At 76.9% G+C, this 14,284-nt stretch carries 16 protein-coding genes; 9 read left to right on the plus strand and 7 right to left on the minus strand.

Annotation, left to right across the window (positions count from 1 at the left end; all coding sequences use genetic code 11):
• The coding region (locus tag ABD994_RS09995) for an SEC-C metal-binding domain-containing protein (protein ID WP_345413644.1) at nucleotides 1-542 on the plus strand (542 nt) is incomplete at its 5' end.
• 10 nt (nucleotides 543-552) lie between these two features.
• Here the strand turns inward: ABD994_RS09995 and ABD994_RS10000 are convergent.
• On the minus strand, nucleotides 553-1,104 hold the full coding sequence (locus ABD994_RS10000) for an Rv3235 family protein (RefSeq protein WP_345413647.1): 552 nt from the start codon (nucleotides 1,102-1,104) through the stop codon (nucleotides 553-555).
• A gap of 142 nt (nucleotides 1,105-1,246) precedes the next feature.
• Nucleotides 1,247-2,035 (minus strand): TrmH family RNA methyltransferase, encoded by a 789-nt coding sequence (locus ABD994_RS10005; RefSeq protein ID WP_345413649.1) that lies wholly within the window; start codon nucleotides 2,033-2,035, stop codon nucleotides 1,247-1,249.
• Between the two features lie 66 nt (nucleotides 2,036-2,101).
• On the opposite strand from ABD994_RS10005, the gene ABD994_RS10010 reads away from it, so the two are divergent.
• The 5 genes from ABD994_RS10010 (at nucleotide 2,102) to ABD994_RS10030 (ending at nucleotide 7,577) form a co-directional block, all read left to right on the plus strand.
• The gene (locus ABD994_RS10010) at nucleotides 2,102-3,517 is read left to right on the plus strand and encodes a WS/DGAT/MGAT family O-acyltransferase (RefSeq protein WP_345413651.1); all 1,416 of its coding nucleotides are present in this window, start codon (nucleotides 2,102-2,104) and stop codon (nucleotides 3,515-3,517) included.
• A gap of 7 nt (nucleotides 3,518-3,524) precedes the next feature.
• Nucleotides 3,525-4,469 carry a patatin-like phospholipase family protein gene (locus ABD994_RS10015; RefSeq protein ID WP_345413653.1) on the plus strand — a complete coding sequence of 315 codons (945 nt, stop codon included), beginning with the start codon at nucleotides 3,525-3,527 and terminating at the stop codon, nucleotides 4,467-4,469.
• Entirely contained in the window at nucleotides 4,466-4,969 is a 504-nt protein-coding gene (locus ABD994_RS10020) for a DUF6912 family protein (RefSeq protein WP_345413657.1), read from the plus strand. The genes ABD994_RS10015 and ABD994_RS10020 overlap by 4 nt, the downstream gene beginning before the upstream one ends.
• A 73-nt stretch (nucleotides 4,970-5,042) precedes the next feature.
• The gene (locus tag ABD994_RS10025; RefSeq protein WP_345413659.1) at nucleotides 5,043-5,618 is read left to right on the plus strand and encodes a hypothetical protein; all 576 of its coding nucleotides are present in this window, start codon (nucleotides 5,043-5,045) and stop codon (nucleotides 5,616-5,618) included.
• Between the two features lie 45 nt (nucleotides 5,619-5,663).
• A complete protein-coding gene (locus tag ABD994_RS10030) occupies nucleotides 5,664-7,577 on the plus strand; it encodes a hypothetical protein (protein ID WP_345413661.1) in 1,914 nt (637 codons plus the stop codon).
• A 13-nt stretch (nucleotides 7,578-7,590) separates the two neighbouring features.
• Here ABD994_RS10030 and ABD994_RS10035 read toward each other — a convergent pair whose 3' ends face one another.
• Nucleotides 7,591-8,292: a DUF5710 domain-containing protein gene (locus ABD994_RS10035; RefSeq protein ID WP_345413663.1), complete on the minus strand. Its 702-nt coding sequence runs from the start codon at nucleotides 8,290-8,292 to the stop codon at nucleotides 7,591-7,593.
• A 69-nt stretch (nucleotides 8,293-8,361) separates the two neighbouring features.
• Nucleotides 8,362-9,660 (minus strand): FAD-binding domain-containing protein, encoded by a 1,299-nt coding sequence (locus ABD994_RS10040; RefSeq protein ID WP_345413665.1) that lies wholly within the window; start codon nucleotides 9,658-9,660, stop codon nucleotides 8,362-8,364.
• On the opposite strand from ABD994_RS10040, the gene ABD994_RS10045 reads away from it, so the two are divergent.
• The 3 genes from ABD994_RS10045 to ABD994_RS10055 are packed head-to-tail and all read left to right on the plus strand — an operon-like array spanning nucleotide 9,659 to nucleotide 10,984.
• On the plus strand, nucleotides 9,659-10,267 hold the full coding sequence (locus ABD994_RS10045; RefSeq protein ID WP_345413667.1) for a nucleoside/nucleotide kinase family protein: 609 nt from the start codon (nucleotides 9,659-9,661) through the stop codon (nucleotides 10,265-10,267). The genes ABD994_RS10040 and ABD994_RS10045 overlap by 2 nt on opposite strands.
• A gap of 31 nt (nucleotides 10,268-10,298) precedes the next feature.
• Nucleotides 10,299-10,778 carry a DUF2975 domain-containing protein gene (locus ABD994_RS10050; protein WP_345413669.1) on the plus strand — a complete coding sequence of 160 codons (480 nt, stop codon included), beginning with the start codon at nucleotides 10,299-10,301 and terminating at the stop codon, nucleotides 10,776-10,778.
• The gene (locus ABD994_RS10055) at nucleotides 10,778-10,984 is read left to right on the plus strand and encodes a helix-turn-helix domain-containing protein (RefSeq protein ID WP_345413671.1); all 207 of its coding nucleotides are present in this window, start codon (nucleotides 10,778-10,780) and stop codon (nucleotides 10,982-10,984) included. The genes ABD994_RS10050 and ABD994_RS10055 overlap by 1 nt, the downstream gene beginning before the upstream one ends.
• Here ABD994_RS10055 and ABD994_RS10060 read toward each other — a convergent pair.
• Genes ABD994_RS10060 through rsgA form a run of 3 tightly spaced genes read right to left on the minus strand, consistent with a single transcriptional unit; the run spans nucleotide 10,948 to nucleotide 14,278 of the window.
• Entirely contained in the window at nucleotides 10,948-12,027 is a 1,080-nt protein-coding gene (locus ABD994_RS10060) for a cation diffusion facilitator family transporter (protein ID WP_345413922.1), read from the minus strand. The genes ABD994_RS10055 and ABD994_RS10060 overlap by 37 nt on opposite strands.
• A gap of 35 nt (nucleotides 12,028-12,062) precedes the next feature.
• Nucleotides 12,063-13,199 carry a cation diffusion facilitator family transporter gene (locus tag ABD994_RS10065; protein ID WP_345413674.1) on the minus strand — a complete coding sequence of 379 codons (1,137 nt, stop codon included), beginning with the start codon at nucleotides 13,197-13,199 and terminating at the stop codon, nucleotides 12,063-12,065.
• Between the two features lie 17 nt (nucleotides 13,200-13,216).
• On the minus strand, nucleotides 13,217-14,278 hold the full coding sequence (rsgA, locus tag ABD994_RS10070) for a ribosome small subunit-dependent GTPase A (RefSeq protein ID WP_345413676.1): 1,062 nt from the start codon (nucleotides 14,276-14,278) through the stop codon (nucleotides 13,217-13,219).
• Between the last annotated feature and the right edge of the window lie 6 nt (nucleotides 14,279-14,284).

The raw sequence follows: 14,284 nt of genomic DNA on the forward strand, positions 1-14,284 counted from the left end.
CCCACCCCGCATCCGAACCCGACCCCGCACCCTCGGGGAGCCAGCCGGGGGGCCCGGCCGACCGGGCGCCACCGACGAGCGCGGTGCCCGCCGCCGCGGCCTCCACCCAGGCGGCGCCCACGGGCCGGTCCGGTCGCGGCCGTCCCGGTCGCGGTCCGGCCCCGGCGTCGCAGCGGCCGGGCAACGGCCGGCGCGGCCAGCGCGGCCAGCACGCGCGGGCCGCGGCCGAGCCGGACCCCGGTCCCACGACGGCGGCGGGCCCCGCGCTCTCGCAGCTGGGCCAGACCGACGGGGCGATGCCCGACGCGTTCCGCGGCGCCGGCCTCGGCGGGCGGCGCTCGGAGCAGCTGAACTACAGCGGCCCCGACGAGGACGGCCACGCCGCCCGGCACGCGGCGGGCAACGGCGACTCCCGGGCGGCCCGCGCCAACCCGCAGCAGGCCCGCCGGTCCGACGCCCCGTCGCGCAACGCGCCCTGCCCCTGCGGCTCGGGCCGCAAGTACAAGCAGTGCCACGGGGCCCCGCCCCGCTCGCCGGGCTGAGTACCGGACGTCATCCCGGGCACAGCGCGGTGACGCGCCAGCGCCCGGGATCGGCCGGCCCGTCGTCGACGCGCTCGAGGCGGGCGGCGAGGGCCCGCACGCGGTCGCGGCCGTGGACGACGGCCGCGACCTCCGCCGCCCGCGGCCCGACGGCGCACACCCGCAGGCCTCGCAGGCCGGTCGCGGTGCCGGGTGTGGTGCCGGGTGCGGGCACCGCCCGCGGCCGGACGGGCCGCACGGTCGGCGCGGCGCGGGCGAGCGTCGTCGCCACCCCGGGGGTGGCCAGCTCGGCGAGGTGACCGGGCGGGCGCCGCCCGGCCAGGACGTCGGCGACGACGGCGAGCAGCCGTGCCGCGACCGGCCGGAGGGCCGCGGCGAGGCGGTCGAGCTCGTCCTGCGCCCGCGCGACGGCGGGGTCCGGGGCGACGGTGTCCGGCACGGCCGCCGGGCGCGGGGCCGGGAGCACCTCGGCGAGGGGGCGTACGCGGGGGACGGGGACGGCGCCCACCCGCCGGGCGCGGCCGGGGGCCGTCGCGGGTGAGGGATCGAGGACGGCGGTCACGCGGGCACTCCGGGCGGCACGGGGGACGCGCGTCGGCGCGCCCCGGGGCGGGGCCGGGGGAGGACCGGTCGCGGGGGACGGGCGTCAGCGTAGGGACGGCCCGCCCCGCGCGGTGGCCCTTCCGCCGAGATCCGCCGGCGGATCAGCCCCGGCGCCGCGCCAGCTCGAAGCAGGCGACGGTGGCCGCGCACGCGGCGTTGAGCGACTCGACGCCCGGCGCGAGCGGGATCGTCACCGTGCCGTGCAGCTCGGCGCGGACGGCGTCGGTGAGCCCGTCGGTCTCGCCGCCCACCACCAGGGCGACCCGCCCGGGCAGCTCGGCGTCGAACAACGAGGCTTCGGCGGGCCCGTCGAGCCCGAACAGCACGAACCCCGCCTCGGCGAGGGCGGCGAGGCCGTCGGCCGCGGTGCGGGCGCGCAGGACCGGGGCCCGGAACGCGACACCGGCCGAGGCCTTGACCACCAGCGGGTCGATCGACGGCGCCCCGCGCCGGGGCAGGAGCACGCCCTCGAGCCCGGCCCCGGTGGCCGAGCGCAGGATCATGCCGACGTTGGACGGGTTGGTCAGCCCGTCGAGCACGAGCACGCGGGCGTCGGCCTGTTCCCCGTCCCGCCCGAGGTCGTCGAGGAAGTGCTCCAGCGGGCGCATCCGCGGGGCGACGACGTCGGCGAGCACGCCCTGGTCCTGCCGGCCGTTGCCCGCCAGCACCTTGACGCGCTGGGCCGACGCCCGCTGCAGCTCGAGCCCGCGGGCCCGGGCCGCGGCGGTGAACGTCCGCACCGCCTCGCGGTCGACCCCCTCGGCGAGCACGACCTTGTCCACCACCAGCGCGGGGTCGCCCAGCGCCTCGAGGACGGGCTTGCGGCCGTACACCGTGACGAAGGCGTCCTTCGGCGAGACGGGTCGCGCCGCGTCGGGTGAGGGGGTCATCACGACCAGCCTGGCAGAGGCGCCGACCGGCGGCCCGGGTCCGGGCACTGTGCGACGATCGCGCCCATGCCGGACCGCCTGTCGGCGCTGGACGCCTCGTTCCTCTACATGGACCAGCCGACGACTCCGATGCACGTCGGGAGCGTGTCGATCTTCCGCAAACCGCGGTCCGGGTTCGACTACGACGGCCTCGTCGACCTGATCTCCAACCGCATCGGGCTCGTCCCGCGCTACCGCCAGAAGATCCGCGAGGTGCCGGGGCGGATGGCCCGCCCGGTGTGGATCGACGACGTCGACTTCGACGTCACCTACCACGTCCGCCGCTCCGCGCTGCCGTCCCCGGGCAGCGACCGGGCGCTGAACGAGCTGGTCGCGCGGCTGATGTCCCGGCCGCTGGACCACACCCGTCCGCTGTGGGAGATGTACCTCGTGGACGGCCTGTCCGGCGGGCGCGTCGCGCTGGTGACGAAGACCCACCAGGCGATGGTCGACGGCGTCGCGTCGATCGACATCGGCCAGGTCGTGCTCGACGACACCGCCGACGGGCGCGCCCTCGGCGAGGAGGAGTGGGTCGCCCGGCAGGAGCCGTCGTCGTGGCGCCTGGTCTACGACGCCGTGGGCGAGGCGGTCGCCCGGCCGGGCAACGCCGTCGAGGCCGCCCGCGACGCCGTGCGCGACGCGGCCGACACCGTCACCAAGGTCGCCGGCGTGGCCGGGGGCCTGTTCTCCGCGGTGCGGACCGCCGTGCGGCCGGCGCCCGTCAGCCCGCTCAACGTGCCGATCTCCACCCAGCGGCGCTTCGCGATGGCCCGCACCGACCTCGAGGACTACCGCGCCGTCCGCCGCGCCCACGGCGGGACGATCAACGACGTCGTGCTCGCCGTGGTGGCCGGCGCGCTGCGGAACTGGCTGCTCTCGCGCGGGGCGACGGTGTCGCCGACCACCACGATGCGGGCGATGGTGCCGCTGTCGGTGCGCGGCGACACGGAGACGACGGGCTCGCTGGCCGGCGCCGGGCTGCTCGGCAACCAGATCGCGTCGTTCCTCGTCGACCTGCCCGTCGGCGAGCCGAACGCGGTGCTGCGGATGCACCACGTCGCGCACGCGATGCGCGAGCACCGCGAGTCGGGGCAGTCGATCGGGGCGAACGCCCTGGTGCGGGTGGGCGGGTTCGCGCCGCCGACCCTGCACGCGCTGGGGGCCCGCGCGGCCAACGGTGTCGCGCGGCGGCTGTTCAACCTCGTCGTGTCCAACGTGCCGGGCCCGCAGCACGCGCTCTACGCGGCCGGGGCCCGGATGCTCGAGATGTACCCGGTGGTGCCGCTGGCGAAGGGCCAGTCGCTGGCGGTGGGGCTGACGTCCTACGACGGCGGGGTGTTCTACGGCTTCAACGCCGACCGCGACTCCATGGCCGACGTCGACGAGCTCGGCGAGCTCGTCACCGAGTCGCTGGCGGAGCTGGTGGCGACGGTGCCGCGGTGATGCTGCGGTGAGCTTCGGTCTGGTCCTCGGCACCGGCGGTCAGCTGGGCTACGCGTGGATGGTCGCCGCGCTGACGACGTGGGAGCGCGCCACCGGCCGCGACGCGCGCGAGGCGGACGTCGTGATCGGGACGTCGGCGGGCTCCGTCGTCGCGGCGGCCCTGGCCAGCGGGGTCCCCACGGCGACGATGCTCGACCAGCTCCTCGACCCGCCGCCGCCGCGCCCGCGTCCGGCGGGCGCGCCGCGCTCGACGGCCCGGCGGGGCCTGCCGCCGCTGCCGCGGGTCGGCCCGGGCTCGCTGCGGCTGCTGGGTGAGATCGCCCGGCGGCCCCGCCGGTTCCCGCCGCTCGCGTTCGGCGCCGCCCTGCTGCCGACCGGTCGCGGCGACACCACCGGCCTCCAGCGCTGGGCCAGCAAGTGGGCCAGCGAGCGGTGGCCCGAGGACCCGCAGGTGCGCATCGTCGCCATGGACTACGACAGCGGCGCCCGCGTCCCCTTCGGCCGCCCCGGGGCGCCGCCGGCGTCGATGGCGGAGGCGGCGACGGCGTCGTGCGCGGTGCCGGGCTGGTTCGAGCCCGTCACCGTCGCCGGGCGGCGCTACGTCGACGGCGGTGTGTGCTCGGCGACGTCGGCCGACCTGCTGCTCGACCCCGACGTGCCCCGCGTCGACGAGGCCCTCGTGCTCGTCCCCCTGGCCCGGTCGGGGCCGGTCCCGGCGGTGTGGTCGGATCCGGTCGGGGCCACCGACGGCTGGTTGCGCGGGCTGATCGGGGGACGGTCGGACCAGGAGGTCGTGCGCGTGCGGGAGGCCGGCATCGCCGTCACCGAGCACGCGCCCGGCCCGGAGGACCGGGCCGTCACGGGCTGGAACGTCATGGACCCCCGCAAGCAGGCCGAGGTCGCGCGGGTCGCGCTGCGGACCACCGCCGCGCGCTGGGAGGACGAGCAGTGAGGATCTACGTACCGGTCACCGTCGCCGGGCTGCGGCGGCTGCTGGCGACCGAGCAGCTCCAGCCGCTGTCGGGCACCGCGTTCGCGCTCACGCCCCGGCTGCGCGAGGAGTACGTCTCCGGCGACGACGAGGAGCTGGAGTACGTGGCCATGTCGGAGGCGGCGCGCGCCTCGTTGCGCCTGCTCGCCACCGAGCTCGCCGACGACCCGGAGACCCCGCCCCGGCGCGCCGTGGTCAGCGCCGACGTCGACGACGTCACCCTGCGACCCGACCTCGACGACGCCGTCGTGCGCGTCGAGGGCCCCGTGCCGATGGCGCGCCTGGCCGCGGTGCACCTCGACCTCGAGGACGCGGCCGACGCGGTGCGGGCGGCCGCGGCGGTGGTCGACGCCGCGGACCTGGGCGACCAGGACGCGGAGTTCGTCCTCGGCGAGGCAGAGGACCACGAGCTGGCCTGGTACGGCGTGCAGGAACTGCCGTTCGTGCTGGAGCTGCTCTAGTACCTGAGGGGGAGACGGATCTGGTCCCGCGGACCGATTCGCCGCCCGCCCGCGCTGCCTAGCGTGGTCCGGCATGGGCGACACCACGACCGCGGACCGCGACCTCACCCCGCTCGGATCGCGGTGGCGTGCCGTGGGGCGGCACCTGGCGTACGGGCTCGGCCTGGTGCCGGCGTCGGCGGGGGAGCTGGTGGCCGTGGCGGTGAGCGGCCCGGCCGGCGGGGTGGACGCGGCGCGGCGGCACCTCGCGTGCCGGGGGACGCCCTGGCCCGGAGCGGGGCGGGTGGACGGTCCGCGGGTCGTGGTCCACGGCCTGGTCGGCGTCGTGGTGGGCCTCGTGTGGTGGTGGCTGGCGTGGATGGCGCTCCTGGCCGTCGCCCGCGGCCCCTTCTACGGGCTCGTCGTGCCCGGCCCGTACGACGACGCGTGGGGCGGGCCGGGGCTGGCCGGAGCGTGGGCGGTGCACGCCGGTGTCGGGGTCGTGTCGGTGCTCGTCATCGCGGTGCTCGGGGAGGCCCTCGGGGCGCTGTACGTCCGGCTCACCGAGCACCTGCTCGGCGGGCGGCGCCGCGCGTGGGTCGTGCCGGTGACGGTGCTCGTGGTGGGCGGCGCGTCGGTGCTCGTGGCCGCGTGGGTGCGGCAGATCTGAGCGTTCGGCCCCGGGCTGTCGGGGGTCGGCGCTACGATCGAACACGTGTTCGAGAGCGGCGTCCAGGTGGTGCCGGCGGGGCTCGAGGAGACCCCGGCCGGCGCCGCGCTGGGCGCGCTGCTCGAGCGGCTCGACCCCGAGCGGGTGTCCCCGCACGACACGGTGCGCCTCGTCGCTGCGCAGCGCCGCCAGCTGGCCCACCAGCAGGCGCGGTTCCACGCCTGCGCCCGCGAGGCCGCGCTGGCCGACCCCACGGCACCCGGCGGCCGGGCCGAGCGGGACGTCCCGGCGGCGGGCGACGAGCTGCGCGTCGTCCTCGCCGCCTCCCGCACGGCGGTGGCGCGGGTGCTCGACCTCGCCGACGCGGCGGTGCAGTTCCCCCGGCTCGGGGCGGCGTGGGAGGCCGGGCTGGTCGACGAGCAGCGGGTCGCGATCCTGGTGCGCTGGACGGTGCCCCTGTCGCTCGAGCACGCGACCGAGGTCATCGACGCGCTCGTCGACGAGGCCGGCGGGCTCACGCCGTCGCGGCTGATCGACCGCATCCAGGCGCTGGCCAGGGCGCTCGACCCGCAGTGGGCGGAGAAGCTCTACCGCCGGCACCGTCAGCAGCGCCGCGTCCGGGCGCGATGCACGGCGGCGGGCACGGTCAACCTCTCGGCGCTCGACCTGCCGTTCGAGGGCGCGGTGCGCTCGACGCGGCGGCTCAACGCCCTCGCGGCGCGGGTCCAGGCCGCCGGCCACCCGGGACTGCTCGACACCATCCGCGCCGACGTCATCCTCGCCGTGCTGCACCCGTCCCACGCCGGCGCCGATGACGACGAGATCGTCGCCGCCGTCCTCGCCATGGCGCAGCCCGACGATCCCCGGCCCCGGCGCCGCCCCGATCCGGACCACGCGCCGCCGGCCGATCCGCCGCCGGCCGATCCCGCGCCGCGCCGGTCGACGCGGCAGTCGCGGTTCGAGCTGCGGGTGGGGCTCGGCACGCTGCTCCTCCTCGACGACCGGCCGGCGCGGCTGCCCGGGTGGGGTGTCGTGACGGCGGGGACGGCCCGCGAGCTCGCCGCCTCCTACGCCGACGCCGAGTGGCGCGTCGCCGTGAGCGACGGGTCCGGCGCCCTCGTCTCCGGCCTGCTCACGCGCCACCGACCCGCTCACTGCTGGGAGACGCCGCAGGAGCCGCCGGTCCGGGGGGCGCCCCGGCCGGTGGTCGAGCTGCACGTCACCGAGGCCGAGCTCGATCGCCTGCACCCCGGCGACCACCCGGGATGGACCCGGCTCCTGGCCGACCTCCAGCACCAGCTCGCGCTGTGGCGCGCCGCCTGCGCCGAGGACCGCGCGGCGCGGGAGGCCGAGGGGCGGGCCGCGGAGCAGGCCGAGGGCCGGGTCCCCGCGCCGGACGACGAGCCCGCGCTGGACGCGCTCGGCTGGGCCCGGGTGGCCGCGCGCCGGCGCCGGCGGGCACGCGAGGCGCTCGCCCGCTTCCCGTCCGCGGCGCTGCGGCGGTGGATCACCATGCGCGACCGGTCCTGCGTCTTCCCGCCCTGCGGCGCGTCCGCACTCGAGTCCGAGATCGACCACACCCTCGCCGTGGCCGGTCACGGCCCGACACGCAGCGACAACCTCGGACCGGCCTGCCGCCACGACCACGACCTCAAGGAGCACGGCTGGACGCTCGTCCAGCTGCGGCCCGGGTGGTTCCGGTGGGTCAGCCCGACCGGGCACGCCTACGAGCGGCCGCCCCGGCCCGTGGTCGACGACGTCCCCGGGCCCCGCCCGCCGGCCGGCCGGTCGAGCACCGAGCCGTGCGAGTACGCCGACGAGGGCCCGCTGTGGGTCGAGGAGCTCCACCGTGCGCCACCGGCCCCGGCCGAGGGGAGGCCGCCGTCCGGGACACCCCCGGCGGGACCGGCCTCGGCCCCGGGGCCGCCGCCCGACGACCCCGACCCACCGCCGTTCTGACGCCCGCGCGGCGTCAGAGCTCGCGCGTCCAGGTGCCGAGGCGCCGGGCGACGGCGTAGAGCTCGTCGACCTCGTCGTCGGCGAGCACGGCGGGCAGGGCGGTGACCAGCCACGGCAGGTTCCGGGCCGTGGTGACCCGCACCCCCGCGGGCACCTCGCCGTCCGGGGCGCCGGCCGACACCACCACCGCCGTGACGGCCGGGGGCCCGGCGTCCCCGAGGGCCGCCGCCAGCAGGCGCCCCACCCGCTCCGCGGCGCTCACGAGTCGCGCGGGGGACCCGTCGAGCGCGACGACCACGACCCCGGGCGGCCCCAGCAGCAGGTGGTCGACGTCGCCGTGGCCCTGACCCAGCGGCACGTCGTGCAGCACCCGCCAGGGCGGCCGGCGGCGGGTGAGCCGCCGCAGGGTGCCCGGCTCGGTCAGTCCGCGCAGGGCCTCGGCGAGGCGCTCGGCGGGCGACGGCGGGAGCGGTGGGTCGGCCGGCCGCGCCGGCGGCGGGTCCTCCTCGACGGCGTCCGTGACGTCCGTGACGTCCGTGACGTCCGTGACGTCCGTGACGCCCCGGGGCGCCGGCAGCCACCGCGCCAGCTCCGCCATGCCGGGCCGGGGCGCGTACCACCGCCGGGCCCGGCGGTCCCACCGCGCGCCCGCCGCCTTGGCCTCGTCCTTGTCGGCGTACGGCACGTCGAGCCACGGCTGCTGCTCACGCACCACGACCGCACCCCCTCGCGGCGCAGCGTCCCAGCGGCGCGCGGCACGGCGCCAGGGGAGGGGCGCCAGGGGTCAGGCCGCGAGCTCCGTCCCGTCGGGCCGCGCCGGCATGCCCTTGCGCCAGGCCGTGTACGACTGCATCCGCCCGGCGCGGGGCCGGAAGAGCCACCGCCACGGGTGCACGACCGCCGGCTCCAGCACCTCGGAGCGCCGCCGGAAGCCCGGCACCGGCGCGAACGTGACGGCGAGGCGGCGCCCGGCGAGCTCGTCGGTCACCCGCCCCCGACGGATCTCGACGGGACGCCGCGTGGCGAGGTCGGCCAGGGTCTCGGTGAGGAACACCAGGCGCTTGCCCGAGAGCATCAATCGCCGCAGCAGCGGCTCGTCGAAGCAGAAGACCGCCGGGACGTCCGGGTGGGCGACCAGCGCCGGGTCGGCGTCGCCGAGCGACTCGGCGGTGAGCCACACGGCCTCGACCTCGCCCTCTCCGTGCGGCGCGGACGGCCCGGCCGTCACCGCCGGGTCCGGGTCGGAGCGCAGCAGCTCGGAGACGGCGACGCGGTCGGTGCGCACGTCGTCCGGCCACGACTGCACCGGGCAGGCGTCGCGCAGGGCGCACCGGCGGCACAGATCCGGCGCGCGCTTCTCGACCTGCCAGCGCGAGAAGCCGTACGCCTTCCCGTTGCCGGCGCCGGTCGTCCACTGCCAGTTGAGACGGTTGGCCGCGCGGGAGCCGTCGAGCAGGTGGGTGAAGAACTCCTCCTCGCCGTCGCGCCAGCGCGCCCCCGCCCGGACCGTCCACTGGCTGGCCAGCCACATCCGGGTCTGGTTCACCAGCCACCCGTCGGCGTGCAGCTCGCCGACCGTGGCGTCCATGCACTCCATGTCCCGCGGCCAGGGTTCGTCCCAGGTCTCGGACACCGACGGCGGGGTGGCGCGCAGCTCCTCGCGCAGCGCGGGGCGCCCGTCGCGGCCGAAGCGGGCGTAGAGGTGGCGGGTGAACTCCTGCCAGGCCAGCTCGTCGCGGTAGCGGCGCCGGTCGTGCGAGGGGGCGTCCGCGACGTGCTCCCACAGCGTCGGGAGGTCGACGAGGTGGTGGCGGACGTAGGGCGACATCCTCGACGCCCCGCGGCGCTCCGGCGGCCAGACCTCGCTGCGCCGCCCGGCGTACCCCGCGACGTCCAGGGCCGCGAGCGCCGCGTCGGCGGCGGTCTGGCCACCCCGGAACGCCCCGGACGCGGCGGGGGTGTCGCAGGCGAGGTCGGCGAGGTGGTCGCGGACGAACGCCACGGCGGCGTCGGGGCCCGTTGCGGGCACGGGGAGCTGCACCCCACAGCCGTACCCCGTTCCGGGCAGGATGGAGCCCGCCATGACGCCCGACTCCACACCCACCGTCGCCCACCTCCTCGCGGCCGCCCGGTCGGACGGGCGCCGGCGCCTGCTCGGGATCGTCGGCGGGCCCGGCGCCGGCAAGTCGACGCTCGCCGCCTCGCTGGCCGGGCCGGGGGTCGCGGTGATCGGGATGGACGGCTGGCACCTCGCGAACTCCGTGCTCGACCGCCTCGGCCGCCGCGACCGCAAGGGCGCCCCCGACACGTTCGACGCCGCCGGGTACGTCGCCTTCCTCGAGCGGGCCCGCTCGAGGGCCGCGACGGTCTGGGCGCCGGAGTTCCGCCGCGAGGTCGAGGAGCCGATCGCCGGCGCGCTCGAGGTCCCGCCCGAGACGCTCGTCCTGGTCACCGAGGGCAACTACCTGCTCATGACCGAGCCGCCGTGGGACCGCGTGCGCGGCCTGCTCGACGAGGCGTGGTTCCTCGCGCCCGACGAGGACGTCCGCCGCGACCGCCTCGTCGCCCGCCACGAGCACCACGGCCGCAGCCACGCCGAGGCGCTCGCCCGCGCGGACGGCAGTGACGCCGCCAACGCCCGCGCGATCGCGGCGACGGCCCACCGCGCCGACGTCGTCCTCACCTATTGATAATCGATCGAAAACGCGCGATCCTCGACACGTGCTCAGGGAAGAACGGGTCGTCGTGCCGCTGCGGGTCGGCCTGGTCGTGCTGTTCGGCGTGCTGGTCGTCTTCCAGACGCTCTCGTTCCCCGGCCAGTTCGCGCACATGGCGCAGGAGTCGCCGGAGGCCGCCGCCTGGCGCTGGCCGCTGACGGCGCTCGCGGTCTACTGGCTGCTCTGCGTCGAGGTGGTCGTGGTCGCCACCTGGGTGCTGCTGTCACGGGTGCGCGCCGACCGGATCTTCACGGTCGCGTCGCTGGTGTGGGTCGACGTCATCATCGGCGCCATCGGCGCGGCGTGGGTCGTGCTCGCCGGGGTGCTGGTCGCCGTCGGCCTCGGCGCCGACGACCCCGGCCTGCCGGTGCTGCTGTTCGCGCTGACCGTCGGCGTCGCGGTCGTCGGGCTGCTCATGGTGGTGATGCGGGCGCTGCTGCGGAAGGCGACCACCCTGCGCAGCGACATGGACGCCGTCATCTGATGGCGATCGTCGTGCGCATCGACGTCGAGCTGGCCCGCCGGAAGATGAGCGTGGGGGAGTTCGCCGAGCGGGTCGGGCTGACGCCGGCCAACGTCGCCGTGCTCAAGAACGGCCGCGCCAAGGCCGTGCGCTTCAGCACGCTGGAGGCGATGTGCCGGGTGCTCGGCTGTCAGCCCGGCGACCTGCTGGAGTGGGTCGACGACTGACCGGACCGGTCGGCGTCGTGCTCGCGCTGCCAGGTCGCGAGCAGCGTGCCGTAGCGCTCGAGGACGGCCCGGCGCAGCTCCGGGTCGGTGCGGGGGACGGGCTCGATGAAGATCTGGTCGAGGTCGGTGAACCGCTCCCGCAGCTCCTCGTCGAGCCGCACGCAGGTGCGCTCGAGGTCGGCGGCGGACAGGCTGTCGACGAAGTCGACACGCGCGCAGAGCAGGACGCTGTCGGTGCCGGTGAGCATCGACTGCAGGTCGACGACGGTGTCGACCTCGGGGGCGTCGGCGAGGTGGTCGAACACGGCGTGCATCACCCGCGGCTCGGCCGACCGCCCGATGAGCAGGTTCTTGTTGGTGCGCCCGAGCGCGTAGGCGACGAACCCGAGCAGCGCACCGATCATCACCGAGGCGATGCCGTCCCACACCGACGACCCGGTGAGCTGGTGGAGCCCCACGCCGACCAGCGCGAAGAGCAGTCCCAGCAGGGCGGCGGTGTCCTCGAACAGCACGCTCTTGACCGTCGGGTCGTCCGACAGGCGCAGGTAGCGCACGAGGGGGAGCGCCAGCTCGCGCTTCTCCCGCCACACCTGGCGGACGGCCTGCTGCCACGAGGTGCCCTCGATGACCGCCGAGAGCGCGAGCACCGCGTACGCGACCCACGCGTACTGCTCCTCCGCCGGGTCCGGCGGGTGCTCGACGATCGTCGAGACGCCCTCGTAGATCGAGTAGGCGGCGCCGGTGACGAACACCGAGACCGCCGCGATCATCGCCCAGAAGAAGCGTTCCTTGCCGTAGCCGAAGGGATGGCGGTAGTCGGCCCGCCGACCCGAGCGGCGCAGCGCGGTGAACAGGAAGACCTCGGTGGTCGTGTCGGCCACCGAGTGCGCGGCCTCCGCGAGCATCGCCGACGAGCCGGTGAGCAGCCCCGCGACCAGCTTCAGCGCGCCGACCAGGACGTTCGCGACCAGGGCGAGCACGACGGTGACGGTCGACCCGCCGCCCTGCTCCCCGTCGTCCGCACCGCTCTTCTCCTCCGCCACGCCCCGGTCGTACCCGCCGCCGGGCACGGTCAACGTCACCGGGCCGGCGTCACCCGCTGCGCCGCGGCGTCGTGCTCGCGCTGCCAGTCCGCGAGCAGGTCGCCGTAGCGCTCCAGCACCGCGCGGCGCAGCTCGGGGTCCCCGCGGGGCACCGGTTCGACGAAGACCTCGTCGACGTCGTTGAAGCGCTCCCGCAGCTCCTCGTCGAGCCGCACGCAGGTCCGCTCGACGTCGTCGGCGCCGAGGTCGTCGACGAAGTCGACGCGGGCGCACACGAGGACGCTGTCGGCGCCGGTGAGCATCGACTTCAGGTCGACGACGGCGACGACCTCGGGGGCGTCGGCCAGGTGGTCGAACACGGCGCGCATCACCCGCGGCTCGGCGGAGCGGCCGACCAGCAGGTGCTTGTTGGTGCGCCCGAGCGCGTAGGCGACGCCCGCGAGCAGCAGGCCGATGAGCACCGAGGCGATGCCGTCCCACAGCGACGACCCGGTGAGCTGGTGCAGGACGACGCCGACCGCCGCGAAGAGCAGGCCGAGCAGGGCGGCGGTGTCCTCGAACAGGACCGACAGCGAGGTCGGGTCGTCGGACAGGCGCACGTACTCCCGCAGCGACAGGCCGAGCGCCCGCTTCTCGCCCCACACCTGGCGGACCGCCTGCTGCCAGGACACGCTCTCGATGACCGCGGACAGGGCCAGCACGGCGTACGCCACCCAGGCGTACTGCTCCTCGGCCGGGTCGGGCGCCTGCTCGATGATCGTGTGGATGCCCTCGTAGATCGAGTACGCGGCGCCGGTGACGAACACCGAGACGGCCGCGAGCATCGACCAGAAGAAGCGCTCCTTGCCGTAGCCGAAGGGATGGCGGCGGTCGGGCTTCTTGGAGGAGCGGCGCAGGGCGGTGAACAGGAAGCCCTCGGTGGTGCAGTCCGCCGCGGAGTGGGCGGCCTCGGCGAGCATCGCCGACGACCCCGTGAGCAGGCCGGCCAGGAGCTTGAGCACCCCGACCGCCGCGTTCGCCGCGAGGGCGAGGACGACGGTGAGCGTGGACCCGCCCTCGCCGCTGCCCTCCTCCCCGCCGCGGCCCTCGTCGGTCGGGTCGCTCGGGACCCCCCGTTGGTCACGACCGCTCGTCGAACCCACCACCTCGCGCCGCCGGACGGGACGGCGCACTTTACGTCGAGCCCACCTCAGGTCTCCCACGCAGGAGTGCGCAGGGCCGTCAGGACCCGCCGCAGTGCGTCCAACCGGGCCAGCGACAGGCGTCCGGCTGCGACCTCGGCGTCCAGCGCGCACTCCGGGTCGGCCGGGGGCCCGAGGTGCCCGCAGCCCCGCGGGCACTCCTCGATGGCCGCGGCCAGGTCGCCGAACGCGGCGACGACGTCGTCGGGCGCGATGTGGGCGAGGCCGAAGGACCGGATCCCGGGGGTGTCGACGACCCACCCACCGACCCGGGTCGAGCTCCGCTCCGCTCCGTCTCCCGAGTGGTCGGGCAGCGCCAGCGCCACCGCCGAGGTCGACGTGTGCCGCCCCTTGCCGACGCCCGACACCTCGCCCACGGCCCGGTCCGCGTCCGGGACCAGCGCGTTGACCAGCGTCGACTTGCCGACACCGGAGTGGCCGATGAGCGCCGACACCCGGCCCGCGACGACCTCGCGCAGCGCGGTCGGGTCCTGGTCGGCGCGGGTGACGACGACGGCGAGGTCGAGGGCCGCGTAGTCCGCGGCGAACTCCGCGGGGTCCGCGAGGTCGGCCTTCGTCAGGCACAGCACCGGCTCGAGCCCGCCGGCGTAGGCGGCGACGAGGGCGCGGTCGACGAACCCGGTGCGCGGCGTCGGGTCGGCCAGTGCCGTGACGATCACGAGGTGGGAGGCGTTGGCGACCACGACCCGCTCGTAGGGGTCGGTGTCGTCGGCCGTGCGGCGCAGCACGCTGGAGCGCTCGGCCACCCGCACGATGCGCGCCAGGGCGTCCTCGCCGCCCGAGACGTCGCCGACCAGCCCCACCCGGTCGCCGACGACGACGGGCGTGCGCCCCAGCTCCCGGGCCCGCATGGCGACGACGCGGCGGGTGGGGTCGTCGTCGGGCGCGCAGGTCCACCGGCCGCGGTCGACGCCCACCACCATCGCGGCGGTCGCGTCGGCGTGCTCGGGGCGGCGCTTGCTGCGCGGGCGGGTGCCCTTGCCGGGCCGGACGCGGACGTCGGACTCGTCGAGCCGCGACGTCTCGCCGCGCCCGCCGCCCCGTGCCACCCGAAC

This window comes from Actinomycetospora chlora (assembly GCF_039542135.1).
Lineage (GTDB): Bacteria > Actinomycetota > Actinomycetes > Mycobacteriales > Pseudonocardiaceae > Actinomycetospora > Actinomycetospora chlora.